Consider the following 17,514-nt stretch of genomic DNA (forward strand, 5'->3'; position numbering starts at 1 on the left):
CAGTCAAGCATTTATATGACAATGGCAAGCATGAACCTCGCCGACAGCCCCCTGCCTTCCGCCGCGGCCGTGAAGGCCGTGCGCCAGTTCAATCGCTTCTACACCCGCGAAATCGGCGCTCTCGACCCCTATCTGGGCGGCGCCCTGCCCCTGACCGAGGTGCGCGTGCTCTACGAACTGGCGCACCGCCCCGAGCCGGTGGCCAGCGAGATCGCGCGCGACCTCGGGCTGGACGGCGGCTACCTGAGCCGCATCCTGCGCCGCTTCGAAACCCAGGGCTGGCTCACCCGCGCCACCCGCGCCGGCGACGGCCGGCAGAGCGTGCTGACGCTGACTCCGGCCGGGCGCGAAGCCTTCGGGCCGCTGCAGCAGAAATCGCGCGACGAGGCTGCCGCCCTGCTCGCCCGCCTGGCGCCGGCCGACCAGCAGCGCCTGATCCATGCCATGGAAACGGTGCAGGCCCTGCTGTCCCCGGCGCAGGCGGGTGCGGGGGCCGCCGCGCCGCGCACCGTGGTCCTGCGCGACCCGGCGCCCGGCGACATCGGCTGGGTGGTGCAGCAGCACGGCGAGATCTACGCCCGCGAGTACGGCTGGAACAGCGAGTTCGAGGCGCTGGTGGCCGACATTGCTGCCAAGTTCGTGCGCAACTTCCAGCCGGGCCGCGAGAAGTGCTGGATCGCCGAACTCGACGGCGAGCGCGTGGGCGCGGTGTTCCTGTGCGCCAAATCCGCCACCAGCGCGCAGTTGCGCATGCTGCTGCTGGCCCCGCGCGCACGCGGCATGGGCCTGGGCGCCCGGCTGACCGACGAATGCATCGCCTTCGCCCGCGCCAAGGGCTACCGGAAGATGGTGCTGTGGACCAACAGCTGCCTGACGGCCGCGCGCGGCATCTATGCCTCGCGCGGCTTCAAGCTGGACAAGTCCGAGCCTTACGAGGGCTTTGGCCAGCAGCTGGTGGGCGAGACCTGGTCGCTCAAGCTCTAGTTGCGCGCCGGCCGTTGCGCACCGTGGCGGTCGGGTCGGCCATCGGATGCTTGACCCGCGGCGCGCCTTCTTCGCACAGGTCGTAGGTGGTGACGCCGTTCAATGCGGCTGTGCCCATCAGCAACTCGGGGTTGGCCAGGGTGCGCCGCATGTCGCGCATGCCGGACTCCCAGTGCTCGTCCACCGCGGCGCGCGAGAACTCGTAGTCCTTCGACTCCTGCTCGTAGGGCTTGTCGCGGTAGATCAGGTGAAAGATGTCGATGGGCTCGTGCGTCAGCATCGCCTGCACCTGCGCCACGCTCGGGTCCTGGCGCATCTGCGGCGGCAGCTTGGCGATCAGGTCGGCAATGGCCTGCTGCAGGTTCAGGTTGGCAGCCATCGCGTCGGTGTTCATGCGGGTGCGGCTGGAATAGGTGATGTCCTTTTGCCGCTCCATCACTTCCGACAGGGTGGTGGGCAACAGCCCGCGGGCGCTGAACAGGTCGACCTGCAGCACCACCAGCGGCTCGCTGCGCGGATGCAGGTCCAGCACGTATTGCAGCGGCGTGTTGGACACGATGCCGCCGTCCCAGTAGTCCTCGCCGTCGATGGTCACCGGGGCAAAGCCGGGCGGCAAGGCGCCGGAGGCCATGATGTGCTCCACCGTCAGGCGCTGCTGCGTGTTGTCGAAGTAGACCGAGTTGCCGGTGCGCACATTGACCGCGCCCACGCTGACGCGAATGCCGTCGTCGTTGAGCCGATCGAAGTCGACCAGGCGCTCCAGCGTGCTCTTGAGCGGCGAGGTGTCGTACACGCTCAGCAAGGGCGCCGCGGTGCCGAGCAGCAGCGCCGGCGTGCGGCGCGGCTCGAAGAAGCCCGGCACGCCGACGATCGAGGCCATGGTGGCGCTCCACTGGTTGAGCATCTCGCGCGTGGCCAGCCAGGAGGGCAGCCGCTGCGCGGGGCCGGAAGACAGCAGCTCCCAGAACTCGCGCAGGCGCTCGACCCGCTTCTCGGGCGCATTGCCGGCGATCAGCGCGGCGTTGATGGCGCCGATGGAAACGCCGGCAATCCAGTCGGGCGGCCGCTGCGTGCCGCGCAGTGCCGCATAGACGCCCGCCTGGTAGGCCCCCAGCGCACCGCCCCCCTGCAGCACCAGGGCCCGGCGCGCCTTCTGCATGGCGGCGCGCCGCTTGTCGTTGAGTCCGTTGGTCGGTCTTGTCTTGCTCATGGGGCCCGATTTGACAACATCGAACCAGCAGGCCGCCTGAACTCAGAATTCGTCTTCCGACTGGAACAGGCGATGGACCGCCGCCCCCACGATGGCGCCCACGATCGGCGCCACCCAGAACAACCACAACTGGTCGACGGCACCGGCGTCGCCCGCGAACAGCGCGGGACCGGTGCTGCGCGCTGGATTGACCGAGGTGTTGGTGACGGGAATGGACACCAGATGGATCAGGGTCAGGCACAGGCCGATCGTCAGCCCCGCGAAGCCGGCGGCCGCGCGCTTGGCGGTGGCACCCAGGATGACCAACAGGAACACCGCCGTCAGCACCACCTCGGTGAGCAGCGCAGCCGTCATGCTGTACTTGCCGGGCGAGCGCTCGCCGAAACCGTTGCTGGCAAAGCCGGCCACCTCGTAGCCGGGCTTGCCGGTGGCGATCATGTAGAGCACCGCGGCCGCGGCGACGGCGCCGAAGACCTGCGCGATGACATAGCCCGGCAGCTCGGAAAAGCGAAAGCGCCCCGCCACCGCCAGGCCCACCGATACCGCCGGATTGAAGTGCCCGCCCGACACCGGCCCGAAGGCATAGGCGCCAGTCAGCACGGTGAGGCCGAAGGCCAGCGCCACCCCGGCGAAGCCGATGCCCAGTTCCGGATAGGCCGCCGCCAGCACAGCCGAGCCGCAGCCGCCAAATGTGAGCCAGAAGGTGCCGAGGCACTCGGCCGATAGTTTCTTCAACGTACTGTTCATGTCATTTTTCTCCCTGGTGAGTTGTTCGTCAAAAAGCCTCCAGCCAGGCCGAAAGGCCGGGCATTCTAGAAACGAGGGGATGGCCGAAATCTGGCGCAATGTCACCGTGCGCTTCGCAGTGCGAAGGTGTTCACGAAAGCGAAGTGAAATTCGCTTCGTCGCCAACCGATGCTGGCCCAGCCGGACGCTGGCGGCCCTTGAGCGAGCCGAACTCGTGCGCATAGACCCAGGTGAACTCGGCGCCCAAGAGAAAGATCTGCGCCGAGTAGTACACCCACACCAGCACCACCACCAGGGAGCCCGCCGCGCCGAAGCCGGAGGCCACGCTGCTCTTGCCGATGTACAGGCCGATCAGATGCTTGCCGATGGAAAAGAGCAGCGCCGTCACCGCCGCGCCCACCCACACGTCGCGCCACTGCACCCGGGCGCGCGGCATCAGCTTGTAGATCATGGCGAAGCCCACCACGGTGACGGCAAAGCCGAACGTGAAGTTGACCACCTGGGCCACCACGGTCCAGCCGCCGAACACCGGCGCCCACCACTTGCCCAGGGCCGCGAAGACCGCGCTGGCCACCAGCGACACCATCAAGAGGAAGCCGATTCCCATGATCAGGCCGAAGGACAGGAGGCGCGTGCGCACCATCTGCCACACGCCGCCGGTGGGACGGGCTGGCGCCCGCCAGATGCGGTCCAGCGCATCCTGCAGTTCGCGAAAGACGGTGGTCGCGCCCAGGATCAGCAGCAGCAGCCCGGTGACCGTGGCCACGATGCCTTCGGCCGGCTTGTTCACCGAATTGAGCAGGCCCTGCACCGCCATCGCGCCCTCGGCGCCCATCAGCCCGGAGAGCTGGCCGAAGATGGCGCCGCGCGCCGCCGCTTCGCCGAACACCAGGCCAGCCACCGAGATCACGATGAGCAGCAGCGGTGCGATGGAAAACACCGTGTAGTAGGCCAACGCCGCGCCCATGCTGGGCGCGTAGTCGTCCTGCCAGGACGTCACGGCCTTCTTGCAGAGGTCGAAGAGTTGGCGCAGCTTCATGCTCCGAAGTCTCGCCGAAGACACCTTGCTTGAGTCGGACGCACGCACACTTCTTCGATCCTATGATCGGCCGATGCAACCGGCTTCCCCCGACATGCCGCCCGACCCGAGGCCGCGCCCCCAATCCACCCGCGAGATTTTCTGGACCTTCAACTGGCTCGCCCTGCAGGGCTTTGGCGGCGTGCTGGCCGTGGTGCAGCGAGGCATCGTCGAGCACAAGCGCTGGCTCTCGCCCGAGGAATTCGTCGAGGAGTGGGCCGTGGCGCAGGTGCTGCCCGGCCCCAACGTGATCAACCTCGCGCTGATGCTGGGCGACCGCTACTTCGGCCTGCGCGGCGCGCTGGCGGCCCTGGCCGGCATGCTGGCGCTGCCGACGGCGCTGATCGTCGTGCTGGCCCTGGTCTATGCCCAGTTCGCCGGCCAGCCGCAGGTGGCGGGTGCGCTGCGCGGTATGGGTGCGGTGGCCGCCGGCCTGATTGCCGCCACCGGCATCAAGCTGATGCCCACGCTGCGCCGCCATCCGCTGGGGCCGCGCATGGCCATGGCGCTGGTGGCGCTGGTGTTTGGCGCCATCGCCTTGCTCCGCTGGCCACTGATCGCCGTGCTGCTTGCCTTTGGCGGCGCCGCCTGCGTCTGGACCTGGCGGAGGATCGGGCCATGAGCATTTCGATGGCATGGCCCGACTGGTTGGCCCTCTTCCTGCAATACATGTTCCTGTCGCTGATCTCCATCAGCGGCGCCATCACCACCGTGCCCGACATGCACCGCTACCTGGTGACGCAGCAGGGCTGGCTCAGCGACGCGCAGTTCAATTCTTCGGTGGCGATCGCGCAGGCCGCGCCCGGACCCAATGTGCTGTTCGTCGCCCTGATGGGCTGGAACGTGGGCATCAACGCCGCCGGCGGGGTGGAGGCCGGCATGCGCGCCTGGCCGCTGGGCCTGGTCGGACTGGCCGTGACCCTGGTGGGCATCATGCTGCCCAGCACGACCCTCACCTACTTCGCGACCCGCTGGGGCCACCGCAACCGCGAGCGTCGCGCGGTGCGCGCCTTCAAGCAGGGCATGGGCCCGGTGGTGATCGGCCTGCTGCTGGCCACCGCCTGGGTGCTGGCCGCCGCCAACGGCGCCGCCAGCAGTTCCGCGCCCTGGCACCTGTGGCTGCTGACGGCGGTGGCGGCCTTTCTGGTGTGGCGCACGCGCATCCATCTGCTCTGGCTGCTGGGGGCCGGTGCCTTGCTGGGCGCGCTGGGCATCGTCTGACACGGATTTGGAAGAAACTAGGGATACGAGGAGAACAACACTCATGGATCTGCGACCGCTGGGCCGTTCCGGCCTTGAAGTTTCCCCGCTGGCTTTTGGCGGCAACGTGTTCGGCTGGACCGCCGACGAGGCGCTGAGCTTTCGCATGCTCGACGCCTGGGTCGACACCGGCTTCAACTTCGTCGACACCGCCGACGTCTATTCGCGCTGGGCGCCCGGCCATGTGGGCGGCGAATCAGAAAGCATCATCGGCAAGTGGCTGCGCCAGAGCGGCAAACGCAACCGCATCGTGCTGGCCACCAAGGTGGGCATGGCCATGGGCGACAAGAAGGTCGGCCTGGCGCCCGCCTACATCCGCGAGGCGGTCGATGCATCGCTGCGCCGGCTGAAGACGGATCACATCGACCTGTACCAGGCACACGAGGACGACCCCGCCACGCCGCTGGAAGACACGCTGGGCGCCTTTGCCGAATTGATCAAGGTGGGCAAGGTGCGCGCCATCGGCGCCTCCAACTACAGCGCGCCGCGGCTGGCGCAGGCGCTGGACGTCTCCAAGCGCGCCCGCCTGCCGCGCTACGAATGCCTGCAGCCGCTCTACAACCTGTACGACCGGGCGGCGTACGAAGCCGAGCTGGAGCCCCTGTGCGTACAGGAGGGCCTGGGCGTCATCAATTACTACGCGCTGGCTTCGGGCTTCCTGACCGGCAAGTACCGCAGCGAGGCCGACGCCGCCAAGAGCGCACGCGGCAATGGGGCCGTCGGCAAATATCTGAACCCGCGCGGCCTGCGTATCCTGGACGCGCTGGACAAGGCGGCCAAGCAGTACAGCAGCACGCCCGGTCAGATCGCCATTGCCTGGCAGGTGGCGCGGCCCTCGATCACGGCGCCCATTGCCAGCGCAACCTCGATGGCGCAGCTGAACGAGTTGATGGCCGCGGCGCAGTTGCAGCTGGATGCCGGCACCATCGCCGCACTGGATGCGGCCAGCGCGGAAGAAGCGAAGCCGGCCTGAGGCGTCAGCCTGTGCGCTGGCGCAGCGCCTCGTACAGGCAAACGCCGCTGGCCACCGAGACGTTCAGGCTCTCGACCGCGCCGGCCATCGGAATGCTGATCAGCTCGTCGCAGGTCTTGCGCGTGAGCTGGCGCATGCCCGCGCCCTCGGCGCCCAGAACCAAGGCGACGGGGCGCTTCAGGTCGCTCTGGTAGAGCGTGGCCGGCGCGTCGTCGCTGGTGCCCACGCACCAGATGTTGCGTTCCTTGAGCTCGTTCAGCGTGCGCGCCAGGTTGGTCACCATGAAGTAGGGCACCGTCTCGGCCGCGCCGCTGGCCACCTTGGCCACGGTGGCGTTGATGCCGGCCGCATGGTCCTTGGGCGCGATCACCGCATGGGCACCGGCGCCGTCGGCCACGCGCAGGCAGGCGCCCAGGTTGTGCGGATCGGTCACGCCGTCGAGCACCAGCAGCAGGGGCACGGTGCCGGCCGCTTCCAGCGACTCCAGCAGTTCATCGAGCGAATGGGTTTGAACCACCGGCTGCACGCGCGCCGCCACGCCCTGGTGGCCATGGCTGCCGGCCAACCGCGCCAGGCGCTCGCCATCGGCCTCGATCAACCGCACGCCGGCCTCCTGCGCACGGGCCATGAACTGCTTCATGCGCGCATCGCGCCGGCTGGCGTCGAACAGCACCTCGATCACCGATGCCGGTGCGGTCTTGATGCGAACGCCCACGGCATGAAAGCCGAAAATCACTTTGGGGGAAGACATCCCCCGATTATCGAGGCCTCCCGGCTTTTCACTCAGACGCCAATTTCGTCGCCCGGCACGACGCGTCCAGCCTCGATCGTCACGCGGTGCTCGCACTGCGCCGCGATGCCGCGGTCGTGCGTCACCAGCACCAGCGTGGTGCCCAGCTCGCGGTTGAGGTCGAACATCAGGCGCATCACCTGCTCGCCGGTGGCGAAGTCCAGGCTGCCGGTGGGCTCGTCGGCCAGCAGCAGGGCCGGCTGCACGACGAAGGCGCGGGCCAGCGCCACGCGCTGCTGCTCGCCGCCCGACAGCACCTTGGGATAGTGGCCCAGGCGCTGCGACAGGCCGACCCGGCCCAGCATCTCGGCCGCGGCCTTGCGCGCGTCCTTGCGGTCGGCCAGCTCCAGCGGCAGCATCACGTTTTCCAGCGCGGTGAGGTTGCCCAGCAGCTGAAAGCTCTGGAACACGAATCCCACCTTCTGGGCCCGCAGGGCGGCGCGATCGTCTTCGTCGATGGCGAACAGGTCCTGCCCCGCCAACCGCACGGTGCCGCGGGTGGGCGTGTCCAGCCCGGCGATGATCGACAGCAAGGTGCTCTTGCCCGAGCCGGAGGCGCCGACGATGGCCGCCGTCTGCCGCGCGCCGAGGGTGAAGTGGATGTCCTGCAGAATGTCCAGGGTGCCGGCGGAATCGGACACCGACTTGAACACATGCTCGACGGCCACAATGGCGTCTTCATCGGAACGAACAGCAACGGAAGGATTGGGGGACATGAAGGTTCTTGGGCTGAAGGTGGATCGGCGCCACTTTATCGCGGTCGGCGCAGCCGCCGCTTTGCTGGGGTTGCCCCTGGCGCATGCACAACAGCAGCAACCCGTGCCTGTGAGCAGCAAGCGTGGCGCCGTGGTGCTGGTGGTGGGCGATTCGCTGAGCGCCGAATATGGCCTCAAGCGCGGCGAAGGCTGGGTGCCCCTCTTGGAAAAGCGCATTGCCGACCAGCGCATTGCCGCAACGGTCATCAATGCCAGCATCAGCGGCGACACCAGCTCGGGCGGCCGCTCGCGCCTGCCGGCCCTGCTGGCACAGCACAAGCCTTCGCACGTGATCCTGGAACTGGGCGGCAACGACGCGCTGCGCGGCCTGCCGCTCAAGAGCACCGAAGACAACCTGACCCAGATGACCCGCGCCGCCCAGGCGGCCGGCGCCAAGGTGCTGCTGGTGGGCATGCAGGTGCCGCCCAACTACGGCGCCGACTACACGCGCAAGTTCGAAGAGATGTTCAGCGCTGTGGCCAGCAACACCCAGGCGGGGCTGGTGCCCTTTCTGCTCAAGGGCGTGGCCGATGTGCCGGAGGCGCCGGCGCTGTTCCAGACCGACCGCATCCACCCGGCTGCCGTGGCGCAGCCCCGGATGCTGGACAACGTGTGGCCGGAGCTGAAGAAGCTGCTCTGAGGCCAGTCTCATTCGGCGCTGCTCGCGGCCAGTTCCCGGACCACCCGTGTCACCTGCGCACGCAGCCAGCGATGCGCCGGCGAATGATGGACCCGGTCATGCCACAGCTGGTAGAAGCGCATGCGCGGAAAGCCTTCGGGCGCCTGCAGCACCGCCAGCGGCAACAGGCCCGCGTGGTAGTGCGCAAAGTGGCGTGCGGTGGTGAAGATGAACTGCGTCTGCGCCGCGATCGATGCGCCGAGCGCGAAGTACGGCACCTGCACCCGTGCATCGCGCTGGAGCCGGCGCTCGGCCAGATGGGTTTCGACCACGCCGCGCTGCGCCAGCGCATAGGGCAGCGGCACGATGTGGCCGGCCGCGAGGTACGCGGCCTCGTCCACGCGTTTGCGGCGCGCCAGCGGATGGTCGCGCGCCAGTAGACAGACCACCTCGTCCTCCAGCAGCAGCGAGATGTGCAGGTGCTCCGGCGGCGCGGGCCAGTTGCCGATCACCAGGTCGAGTTCGTCCTCGCCCAGCGCGCGCTCGTAGTCGTAGGTTGGCCCCAGCGGGCGTAGTTCGACGCGGCAGCCAGGCGCCTCGGCGGCGACCCGCTGGACCAGGTGCGCGATCCAGGCGGGCGCGATGTAGTCCGGTGAGGCGATGCGAAAGCGCAGTTGCGCTTCGCCCGGCACGAAGTGGCCCGGTTGCTGCAGCATGGCCTCCAGCGCATCCAGTGCATGGCGTGCCTGCCCGGCCAGCCCGGCGGCGCGCGCCGTCGGCACCATGGCCGTGCCGTCGCGCACCAGGAGGGCATCGCCGAAGATCTCGCGCAGTCGCTTGAGCGAGCCGCTCACGGCCGGCTGGCTTTGCCGCAGCCGAGCCGCGGCGCGCGAGACGCTGCGCTCCTCGATCACCGTGGCCAGCACGCGCAGCAGGTGCCCGTCGAGCTGGTCAATCCCTCGGGTCATCGTGCCGTCCGCTGCTTGTGCTGCTTGTGTATCGCCATCGCCGATGCAGTCTATAGGCAATCAGATGCCGCCGGCCTATCGACACCGCAGGGCCCCGGCTGGCCCAATTCGATTTCCGCACACGGCCGCTTCGCGCGACAAACGCCGGCTGCAAAACAAAGGAGACAAATTCAATGACAACAGCAATCGAGATCCCGCAGGCGGCATCGAACGCGCCCAGCGCGCTGGACGCGGCCTACCGGCGCATCACCTGGCGCATCATTCCCTTCATCTTCGTGCTCTGGGTGCTGGCCTGGATCGACCGCGTCAACGTGGGCTTCGTCAAGCTCACCATGCTCGACGAGCTGCGCTGGAGCGACGCGATCTACGGCCTGGGCGCCGGCATCTTCTTCCTGGGCTACTTCTTCTTCGAGGTGCCCTCCAACCTGCTGTTGCAGAAGATCGGCGCGCGCAAGACCATCATGCGCATCACCATCGGCTGGGGCCTGGTCTGCGTGGCGACCATGTTCGTGAAGACGCCGGAGATGTTCTATTTCCTGCGCTTCCTGATGGGCGTATTCGAAGCCGGCTTCTATCCCGGGATCATCCTGTACCTGACTTACTGGTACCCGAGCGAGCGGCGCGCCAAGGCCTTCGGCATGTTCATGTCGGCCTCGGCGGTGGCCGGGGTGATCGGCGGGCCGCTGGCGGGCACCATCATGAACAACATGCACGGCCTCAACGGCTGGTCGGGCTGGCAGTGGGTGTTCCTGATCGAGGGCATTCCCTCCATCATCGCCGGCATCGTGACCTGGTTCTACCTGACCGACCGGCCCGAGCAGGCGCGCTGGCTGACCGCCGAGCAGCGCCGCCTGGTGGTCGATGACCTGGCCCGGGACGGCAAGTCGCTGGGGCACCGCGAGGAGAGCCTGCTGTCCGCGCTGAAGGACCCGCGCATGTGGGTCATGATCCTGGTGTACTTCTGCATCATCGCGGCCAATTCCTCCCTGACCTTCTTCGGCCCTTCGGTGGTGAAGGAGGTCGGCTTCAGCAACCCGGCGACGGTGGGCTGGATCATGGCGGCGTCCTACCTGTGCGGCGCGGTGGGCATGGTCTACAACGGCTTCCGCTCCGACCGGCAGCAGGAAAGCCGCCTGCATTGCGGCATCGCGGCGGCGCTGGGCGCCGCGGGCCTGGCGGCCACCGCCTTCCTGATCCATGTCAATCCCCTGCTCGCGCTGGTCGCCCAGACCGTCGCCATCGTCGGCACCATGAGCGCCATCCCGGTCTTCTGGCAACTGCCCGGGCGCTTCCTCGCCGGCACGGCCGCGGCCGGCGGCGTGGCACTGATCAACTCGATCGCCAACCTCGCCGGTTTCGGCGCGCCGTGGATGCTGGGCCTGATCAAGACCTCGACCGGGCAGCTTTCGCCCGGCCTGTTCGTCGTGGCGGGCATCGAGGTGTGTGCGCTGTTGCTGATCCTGGTGTTCGTTCCGCGCTTCGTGCGCAAGGCGGCGGCATGAGCCAGGCGGATTCGACTCTCGCGGCGGCGCCACTGGTCCTGGACGAACTCAACCGCTGCAACGACCGTCGATTCGTCGAAGCGCTCGGAGGCGTGTTCGAGCATTCGCCCTGGGTCGCGCAAGCCGCCAGGGCGCAGCGCCCCTTTGCCGATCTCGACACGCTTCACGACGCCATGATCGACGCGGTGCGCGCGCTGGCGCCCGAGCAGCAGGTCGAGTTCCTGCGCCGGCATCCGGAACTCGCCGGCAAGGAAGCGCAAGCCGGCACCATGACCGAGCACTCCACCACCGAGCAGGCCGGCCTGAATGCGCTGAGCCACGACGAAGTCGCGCAGTTGCGCGCACTCAACGCCGCCTACGCGGCGCGCCATGGCTTTCCCTTCGTGATCGCGGTGCTGACCAACACCCGAGCCCAGATCTTCGCGGCGCTGCACCAACGCATCGCCAACGACACCGAGCACGAGCGCGCCGCGGCACTCGGCCAGATCGCGATCATCACGCGCCTTCGGCTCCAGCGGCTGTTCGAGGCAGACTGAGCCTGCATCGGAGGGCGACGACAGCTGGCGCGGCGGCTGAAACCAGGCGCAAAAAAAACCACCGCCGGCAAGGCGGTGGTTTTCATCCGGGAGACACGCTCAGGCGTTCTTCGTCGGGATATCCGGCACGGTGGGTGGATCATGCTCCTGCGATGCCACGTCGGAATCCGGATCGTCCGGCGCCAACTCAGCGCCGCCGATGCCGAGCTTGCGATCGGCCTTGGCCTTGAGCTTGTCTTCCTTCTTTCTCTTCTTCGCAAGCTCCTTCTGGCGCTTTTCGTAGCCGTAATTGGGTGTAGCCACAGCTTCTCCTTGAACGAGCTCCGTCCTGATGACGGCAATGCCCACAATGTAAGCGAAACGAGTATCGCCCGACCATCAAAGGGCACTCAGCCCCTGCTCCAGGTCCGCCTGCAGGTCTTCCACGGCCTCCAGCCCGACTGAAAAGCGCACCAGCGTGCCCTTGTACGGCCATGGCGCCACCTTGGGGTCGCGCATCAGGCCGATGTCGTAGGGCACCACCAGGCTGATCGGGCCACCCCAGGAATAGCCCAGGCGAAAAAGTTCCAGCGCGTCGCAGAAGCGGTCGACCTGCTCGGTGCCGTAGCGCTCGTCGAACACCACGGAGAAAAGGCCGGCTGCCAAGCCATCGGCGCCGCACAGTTCGCGCCAGTTGTCGTGGCCGGGCGAGCCTTCCAGCGCAGGATGCAGCACCTGGGCAATTTCGTCGCGCTGGGCCAGCCAGCGGGCGAGCACGCGGGCGCTGGCGTCGTGGGCGCGGTAGCGCAACACCATGCTGGGCAGCGAGCGCATCACCGCCTGCACGTCGTCCACGCCGACGCCGATGCCAAGCCGCATGTGGGTCAGCTTGATTTTCAGGTGCAGCGCGGGATCATTGGTGATGACGCTGCCCATCAGCACGTCGCCGCCGCCGCTGGGGTACTTGGTGAGGGCCTGCACCGACACATCCACCCCCTCGCCCTCGCCTTCCAGGTCGAAGGGCCGGAAGGCCAGGCCGGCGCCCCAGGTGTTGTCCAGTGCGCTCACCACGCCATGCTCCCGGCAGATGCGCGCCAGTGCCGGCACGTCGGGAAATTCCATGGTCACCGAGCCGGCCGCCTCGATCCACACCAGGCGCGTCTTGTCCGACAGCTTGGCCGCCAGGTCGCGCGGGTTCATCGGGTCGTACAAGCGGTGCGTGATGCCGAAGTTGGCCAGCTCGCCGCTTGCCAGCGCCTTGTTGGGGCCGTAGACGTTGTCCGGCAGCAGCAGCTCGTCGCCGGTCTTGAGCAAGGCCAGCGACACCAGTGAGACGGCCGCCAGGCCACTGGGCGCCAGCAGGCATTCGCTGCCGCCCTCCAGGGCCGCCAGCCGCTCCTCCAGCATGAAGGTGGTGGGCGTGCCGTGCAGGCCGTAGGTGTAGCCCGCCTTGGTCTTCCAGTCGCGCGCGCGCATCGCGGCCACGTCGGCAAAGAAGACGGTCGAGGCCTTGAAGACACCCGGCTGCGGTGCCTCGAAATGCTCGGGCGGCGAATAGGGATGGTGGATCAGGTCGGTGATGGGCTTGCTCATGGCCGGGATGCTAACGCGCGCCAAAGCGCCCACAATGCGCCCCATGCCGCACCTGATGCGCCCGCCTTCCTCGCCACGGCTGCGCCCGTTCGTGCAGGCGCTATGGGCCATGGCGCCGGATACGGCCGCCAAGCCGCATCCCAGCGGGCGCGAGCATGTGCTGCCCACTGGCGCGATGCACCTGGTCTTCCGGCTGTCGGGGCCGTCGCTGCGGATCTTTGCGGGCGCCGAGGACCGGCTGGGCAGCGCGGTTGGGCATGCCATCGTCAGTGGCGCTCGCAGCAGCTTCCATGCACGTGACGTGTCGCGACCCACGGCCTCGGTCGGCGCCCTGCTGCACCCGGGGGCTGCACTGCCCTTGTTCGGCGCGCCAGAAGGGCACCTGGCAGGCCGCCATACGCCGCTGGATGCGCTGTGGGGCCTGCATGCCAACCTGGCGCTGGAGCGCCTGCAGGCGGCCGACAGCCTGGCGCGACAGCTCGAGCTGTTCGAGGCCCTGCTGCTCGATCGCCTGGGCGGCTGCTTCCACGGCCTGCACCCGGCCGTGGCGCAAGCCCTGGCACCCTTGATGCGGGGCGCGCCGCCCGTCGCCCAGGTGGTTCGGCACAGCGGCTTGAGCCATCGCCGATTCATTGACTTGTTTCGCGGCGCCACCGGGCTGGCGCCCAAGGCGTACGCCGGCCTGAATCAGCTGAACCGCGTGCTCGCATTGGCGGCGGCGCAGCCGCAGCTCGATTGGGCACAGATTGCTGTCGACGCCGGCTACAGCGACCAGTCGCACCTGACGCACGCCTTCACCGGCTTTGCCGGCCTGTCGCCGCAGGCCTGGCGCAGGGCGACGCCCGCTTCGCCACGGCACGTTCCGCGCTGAAGCAGGGTCAATTTCTTACAAGACGCCCCTTGCGTGGAGGCCGAGAATGGCCGCCACACATTGATTCGATGACGAGGTGATTCCATGGCAGCAGCAGCGCGAGAGATGTTCCCCTACCTGTGCGTGCACGACGCCAATGCGGCGGTCGACTTCTACGGCCGCGTGTTCGGCATGAAGGAGAAGTTCCGGCTCACCGAGCCAGGCGGCCGCATCGGCCATGTGGAGCTGGACTTCGACGGCGCCACGCTCATGCTGAGCGAAGAGTTTGCCGAGTACGGCATCCGCAGCCCCAAGTCGATCGGCGGCACCGCGGTCACCATTCATCTGCATGTGGAGAACGCCGACGAGGTGGTGGACAAGGCCTTGCTGGCCGGCGCCACGCTGCACATGCCGCTGGCGGACCAGTTCTACGGCGAGCGTTCCGGCAGTTTCTTCGACCCTTTCGGCCACCGCTGGAACGTCGGCCATCACATCGAGGATGTGACGACCGAAGAGATGCAGCGCCGCTACGACAAGGAGCCGGGCTGCTGAGCTTCGGTCAGACCGACCACTTCTCGATCAGTTTTTCGGCCCCGAGCGAGTCGTAGTACTCGAAGGGCTGGTGGATCCACGGGTTGGTGGCCAGGTAGTCCACCGAGTAGTCCGGCGTGAAGGTGGACAGCGCCTTGGTCCAGATCACCGCGCTGCGCAGCTCGGTGATGGGCTTGTAGTTGTTGCGCAGCATGTCCATCACCGCGTGCAGGGTGTGGCCCGAGTCGGCCAGGTCGTCCACCAGCAGCACCTTGCCCGCAATTTCGCCCTTGGGGGTGGTGATGAAGCGCGCGATGTCGAGGTGGCCGCGCACCGTGCCGGCGTCGGCGCGATAGGAGCTGGTCGACATGATGGCCAGCGGCTTGTCGAAGATGCGCGACAGCACGTCGCCCGGACGCATGCCGCCACGCGCCAGACACAGGATGGTGTCGAACTCCCAGTCCGACTGATGGATCTTGATGGCGAGCTTCTCGATCAGGTTGTTGTATTCGTCGTAGCTAACGTAGAGATGCTTGCCGTCTTCGGTCAACATTTGGTGAGGCTCCTGGGGGTGGTTCGGCGCAGTGATGATGGGGTCAATCGGCCAGGTAGGGGTGGCGCATCATGATGGTGTGGTCGCGGTCCGGGCTGGTGGACACCATGTGGATCGGCACACCGGTGACCTGCTCGATGCGCTGCAGATACAGGCGCGCATTGACCGGCAGCTTCTCGAACTGGGTCACGCCCACAGTGCTGTCGCTCCAGCCTTCCAGGGTCTCGTAGACCGGCGTGCAGCGCTCGATCTCGTCGGCGCCCATCGGCAGGATGTCGGTGTATTCGCCGTCCAGCATGTAGCCGGTGCACAGCAGCAGCTCCTTCAGGCCATCCAGCACGTCCAGCTTGGTGATGCAAAGGCCCGACAGGCCGTTGACTTGCGCCGAGCGCTTGAGCAGGGCCGCGTCGAACCAGCCGCAGCGGCGGCTGCGACCGGTGGTCACGCCCTTCTCGGCGCCCACGGTGCTGAGGTGATAGCCCACGGTGCCGGGCGTTTCCCAGTCCAGCTCGGTCGGGAAGGGACCGCCGCCCACGCGCGTGCAGTAGGCCTTGGTGATGCCCAGGATGTAGTGCAGCATGCCCGGGCCCACGCCCGAGCCGGCGGCCGCATTGCCGGCCACGCAGTTGCTCGAAGTGACGTAGGGATAGGTGCCATGGTCCACGTCCAGCAGGGTGCCTTGCGCGCCTTCGAACAGCAGGTTGGCGCCGTGCTTGTTGGCTTCGTTCAGTTCGCGCGAGACGTCGGCCATCATCGGCTTGAGCAGCTCGGCGTGGCGCATCGCCTCGTCGTACACGGCCTGGTAGTCAACAGCCTTGGCGCCCAGCACTTCCACCAGCACGTGGTTGTGCAGGTCCAGGCACACGCGCAGCTTGGCGGCAAAGCGCTCGGGGTGCTTCAGGTCCTGCACGCGCAGCGCACGGCGTGCGATCTTGTCCTCGTAGGCCGGGCCGATGCCGCGGCCGGTGGTGCCGATCTTCTCGACGCCCCCCTTCTCGCGGTAGGCCTCGCGGGCGATGTCCAATGCCGCGTGGAAAGGCAGGATCAGCGGGCAGGCTTCACTGATGCGCAGGCGCGAACGCACCTCGACACCAGCCTTCTCCAGGCCCTCGATCTCCTCGAACAGTTTGGCCGCCGACAGCACCACGCCATTGCCGATGTAGCACTTGACGCCCGGGCGCATGATGCCGCTGGGGATCAGGTGCAGCGCGGTCTTCACCCCGTTGATCACCAGCGTGTGACCCGCGTTGTGGCCGCCCTGGAAACGGACCACGCCCTGGGCGCTTTCCGTCAGCCAGTCGACCAGCTTGCCCTTGCCTTCGTCGCCCCACTGGGTGCCGACGACGACCACGTTTCTTCCGGTGGTTGCGCTCATAGTCATTCCGATTGTTCGATTCAGATGGGTAACACGTTCCATTGGCCGCCCTGCTCGGTGAGCTCGCGGTCGCAGTGGAATTCGTCGATTTCGCTGTCGTGGCCAGGCAGCACGCACACCACGGTCTCGCCTTGCGCACGCAGCGCCGCAATGGCGGCGCGCAGGCCAGCGGCATCGCGCCAGGGCGCACGGATGGCAGCGCGCAGCGGGCGCGCCGGCAGCACGCCGACCAGCTCGCGCACGTCCAGGCTGAAGCCGACGGCCGGTCGGTTGCGTCCGAACACGGCGCCGACTTCGTCATAGCGGCCGCCGCGCACCAGCGCATCGGCCGCGCCGGGCACGTAGATGCCAAAGCGCATGCCGCTGTAGTAGGCATAGCCGCGCAGGTCGGCCAGGTCGAAGCTGATGCGCGCGCCGTCCAGTTGGTACTTGGCCAGCAGGCGCAGCTCGTCGAGGGCGTGTTCCACGCCGGGCACCTTGCCCAGCGCCTGCTGCGCCTCGTCCAGCACCTTGGCATCGCCAAAGAGCTGCACCAGGGCCAGGAGGCCTTCGCGCGAGGCAGCGGGAAAGTCCTGGGTGATGGCACGCAGCTCGCTCGCATCCTTGGCGGCCAGGGCAGCATGCACGCGTGCCACGACGGCGGCATCCTGCGTGGCGTCGGCCAGCAGCGCGCGCACGATGCGGGCATCGGCCAGGTCGACCACGGCACCGTCGCGCACACCGGCTGCCTGCAGGCAGTCCAGCGCCAGGCGCAGGCTTTCGATGTCGGCCTCGATGCCGGCGTGGCCATAGATCTCCGCGCCGAACTGCAGCGGCTCGCGCGTGGCATGCGGGCGATCGGGCCGGGTGTGCAGCACCGGGCCGCAGTAGCACAGGCGCGCCACGCCCCGGCGATTGAGCAGGTGGGCGTCGATGCGGGCCACCTGCGGCGTGGTGTCGGCACGCAGGCCCATGGAGCGGCCGGAGAGCTGGTCGACCAGCTTGAAGGTCTGCAGGTCGAGCGCTTCGCCGGTGCCCGACAGCAGCGACTCCAGGTGCTCCAAGAGCGGCGGCATCACCAGCTCATAGCCGTAGCTGCGAGCGGTATCGAGCAGTTGGCGTCGGAGTTCTTCGATGTGGCGCGCCTCGGAAGGCAGCACATCGGCAATGTGGTCCGGGAGAACCCAGGCAGACATGTGGGGCGAGGAACAAAAGTCCCGGGCGGTTAAAAC

Annotated in this window: 20 protein-coding genes; 9 read left to right on the plus strand and 11 right to left on the minus strand. The window is 67.9% G+C overall.

Annotated elements, in window-relative coordinates; genetic code table 11:
- The first annotated feature begins 21 nt into the window (after positions 1 to 21).
- Complete coding sequence (locus ACIPRI_RS22820) at positions 22 to 984, plus strand: bifunctional helix-turn-helix transcriptional regulator/GNAT family N-acetyltransferase (RefSeq protein WP_446623858.1); 963 nt, start codon at positions 22 to 24, stop codon at positions 982 to 984.
- On the opposite strand, the gene ACIPRI_RS22825 is transcribed toward ACIPRI_RS22820, so the two are convergent.
- From ACIPRI_RS22825 to ACIPRI_RS22835, 3 genes are all read right to left on the minus strand, one after another.
- Positions 974 to 2,194, minus strand: coding sequence for a patatin-like phospholipase family protein (locus ACIPRI_RS22825; RefSeq protein WP_446623778.1), 1,221 nt, complete (start codon positions 2,192 to 2,194; stop codon positions 974 to 976). The genes ACIPRI_RS22820 and ACIPRI_RS22825 overlap by 11 nt on opposite strands.
- 42 nt (positions 2,195 to 2,236) lie before the next feature.
- The gene (aqpZ, locus tag ACIPRI_RS22830) at positions 2,237 to 2,941 is read right to left on the minus strand and encodes an aquaporin Z (RefSeq protein ID WP_446623779.1); all 705 of its coding nucleotides are present in this window, start codon (positions 2,939 to 2,941) and stop codon (positions 2,237 to 2,239) included.
- A 130-nt stretch (positions 2,942 to 3,071) separates the two neighbouring features.
- On the minus strand, positions 3,072 to 3,980 hold the full coding sequence (locus ACIPRI_RS22835) for a YihY/virulence factor BrkB family protein (protein ID WP_446623780.1): 909 nt from the start codon (positions 3,978 to 3,980) through the stop codon (positions 3,072 to 3,074).
- A 73-nt stretch (positions 3,981 to 4,053) separates the two neighbouring features.
- On the opposite strand from ACIPRI_RS22835, the gene ACIPRI_RS22840 reads away from it, so the two are divergent.
- From ACIPRI_RS22840 to ACIPRI_RS22850, 3 genes are read left to right on the plus strand one after another with little or no spacing between them, the layout of a single operon-like run.
- Positions 4,054 to 4,641: a chromate transporter gene (locus tag ACIPRI_RS22840; RefSeq protein ID WP_446623781.1), complete on the plus strand. Its 588-nt coding sequence runs from the start codon at positions 4,054 to 4,056 to the stop codon at positions 4,639 to 4,641.
- On the plus strand, positions 4,638 to 5,240 hold the full coding sequence (locus ACIPRI_RS22845; RefSeq protein WP_446623782.1) for a chromate transporter: 603 nt from the start codon (positions 4,638 to 4,640) through the stop codon (positions 5,238 to 5,240). The genes ACIPRI_RS22840 and ACIPRI_RS22845 overlap by 4 nt, the downstream gene beginning before the upstream one ends.
- Before the next feature lie 43 nt (positions 5,241 to 5,283).
- Positions 5,284 to 6,252: an aldo/keto reductase gene (locus tag ACIPRI_RS22850; RefSeq protein WP_446623783.1), complete on the plus strand. Its 969-nt coding sequence runs from the start codon at positions 5,284 to 5,286 to the stop codon at positions 6,250 to 6,252.
- Between the two features lie 4 nt (positions 6,253 to 6,256).
- Here the strand turns inward: ACIPRI_RS22850 and rlmB are convergent, their stop codons facing one another.
- Both rlmB and ACIPRI_RS22860 read right to left on the minus strand, forming a co-directional pair.
- Positions 6,257 to 7,003: a 23S rRNA (guanosine(2251)-2'-O)-methyltransferase RlmB gene (gene rlmB / locus ACIPRI_RS22855; RefSeq protein WP_446623784.1), complete on the minus strand. Its 747-nt coding sequence runs from the start codon at positions 7,001 to 7,003 to the stop codon at positions 6,257 to 6,259.
- Between the two features lie 32 nt (positions 7,004 to 7,035).
- Positions 7,036 to 7,758 (minus strand): ABC transporter ATP-binding protein, encoded by a 723-nt coding sequence (locus ACIPRI_RS22860; RefSeq protein ID WP_446623785.1) that lies wholly within the window; start codon positions 7,756 to 7,758, stop codon positions 7,036 to 7,038.
- Between ACIPRI_RS22860 and ACIPRI_RS22865 the strand changes: the two genes are divergently transcribed.
- Positions 7,757 to 8,437: an arylesterase gene (locus ACIPRI_RS22865; protein WP_446623786.1), complete on the plus strand. Its 681-nt coding sequence runs from the start codon at positions 7,757 to 7,759 to the stop codon at positions 8,435 to 8,437. The two genes, ACIPRI_RS22860 and ACIPRI_RS22865, sit on opposite strands and share 2 nt — an antisense overlap.
- An 8-nt stretch (positions 8,438 to 8,445) precedes the next feature.
- On the opposite strand, the gene ACIPRI_RS22870 is transcribed toward ACIPRI_RS22865, so the two are convergent.
- Positions 8,446 to 9,384, minus strand: a complete 939-nt coding sequence (locus tag ACIPRI_RS22870) for a LysR family transcriptional regulator (protein WP_446623787.1) — start codon at positions 9,382 to 9,384, stop codon at positions 8,446 to 8,448.
- A 173-nt stretch (positions 9,385 to 9,557) separates the two neighbouring features.
- Between ACIPRI_RS22870 and ACIPRI_RS22875 the strand changes: the two genes are divergently transcribed.
- Together ACIPRI_RS22875 and uraD are read left to right on the plus strand one after the other, a co-directional pair.
- Positions 9,558 to 10,886, plus strand: coding sequence for an MFS transporter (locus ACIPRI_RS22875; protein WP_446623788.1), 1,329 nt, complete (start codon positions 9,558 to 9,560; stop codon positions 10,884 to 10,886).
- Positions 10,883 to 11,422: a 2-oxo-4-hydroxy-4-carboxy-5-ureidoimidazoline decarboxylase gene (gene uraD, locus ACIPRI_RS22880; protein WP_446623789.1), complete on the plus strand. Its 540-nt coding sequence runs from the start codon at positions 10,883 to 10,885 to the stop codon at positions 11,420 to 11,422. The genes ACIPRI_RS22875 and uraD overlap by 4 nt, the downstream gene beginning before the upstream one ends.
- Before the next feature lie 99 nt (positions 11,423 to 11,521).
- Here the strand turns inward: uraD and ACIPRI_RS22885 are convergent, their stop codons facing one another.
- Both ACIPRI_RS22885 and ACIPRI_RS22890 read right to left on the minus strand, forming a co-directional pair.
- Positions 11,522 to 11,725: a hypothetical protein gene (locus ACIPRI_RS22885; protein WP_446623790.1), complete on the minus strand. Its 204-nt coding sequence runs from the start codon at positions 11,723 to 11,725 to the stop codon at positions 11,522 to 11,524.
- 75 nt (positions 11,726 to 11,800) lie between these two features.
- On the minus strand, positions 11,801 to 12,994 hold the full coding sequence (locus ACIPRI_RS22890; protein WP_446623791.1) for a PLP-dependent transferase: 1,194 nt from the start codon (positions 12,992 to 12,994) through the stop codon (positions 11,801 to 11,803).
- Positions 12,995 to 13,037: 43 nt separating this feature from the next.
- On the opposite strand from ACIPRI_RS22890, the gene ACIPRI_RS22895 reads away from it, so the two are divergent.
- On the plus strand, positions 13,038 to 13,865 hold the full coding sequence (locus ACIPRI_RS22895) for a helix-turn-helix domain-containing protein (RefSeq protein WP_446623792.1): 828 nt from the start codon (positions 13,038 to 13,040) through the stop codon (positions 13,863 to 13,865).
- Between the two features lie 84 nt (positions 13,866 to 13,949).
- A complete protein-coding gene (locus ACIPRI_RS22900; protein WP_446623793.1) occupies positions 13,950 to 14,396 on the plus strand; it encodes a VOC family protein in 447 nt (148 codons plus the stop codon).
- A 7-nt stretch (positions 14,397 to 14,403) separates the two neighbouring features.
- On the opposite strand, the gene ACIPRI_RS22905 is transcribed toward ACIPRI_RS22900, so the two are convergent.
- Genes ACIPRI_RS22905 through ACIPRI_RS22915 form a run of 3 tightly spaced genes read right to left on the minus strand, consistent with a single transcriptional unit; the run spans position 14,404 to position 17,478 of the window.
- The gene (locus tag ACIPRI_RS22905) at positions 14,404 to 14,928 is read right to left on the minus strand and encodes a phosphoribosyltransferase (protein ID WP_446623794.1); all 525 of its coding nucleotides are present in this window, start codon (positions 14,926 to 14,928) and stop codon (positions 14,404 to 14,406) included.
- A gap of 43 nt (positions 14,929 to 14,971) precedes the next feature.
- Positions 14,972 to 16,303, minus strand: coding sequence for an adenylosuccinate synthase (locus tag ACIPRI_RS22910; RefSeq protein WP_446623795.1), 1,332 nt, complete (start codon positions 16,301 to 16,303; stop codon positions 14,972 to 14,974).
- A gap of 20 nt (positions 16,304 to 16,323) precedes the next feature.
- On the minus strand, positions 16,324 to 17,478 hold the full coding sequence (locus tag ACIPRI_RS22915; protein ID WP_446623796.1) for an ATP phosphoribosyltransferase regulatory subunit: 1,155 nt from the start codon (positions 17,476 to 17,478) through the stop codon (positions 16,324 to 16,326).
- Between the last annotated feature and the right edge of the window lie 36 nt (positions 17,479 to 17,514).

It is taken from the genome of Variovorax sp. LARHSF232 (assembly GCF_052871435.1).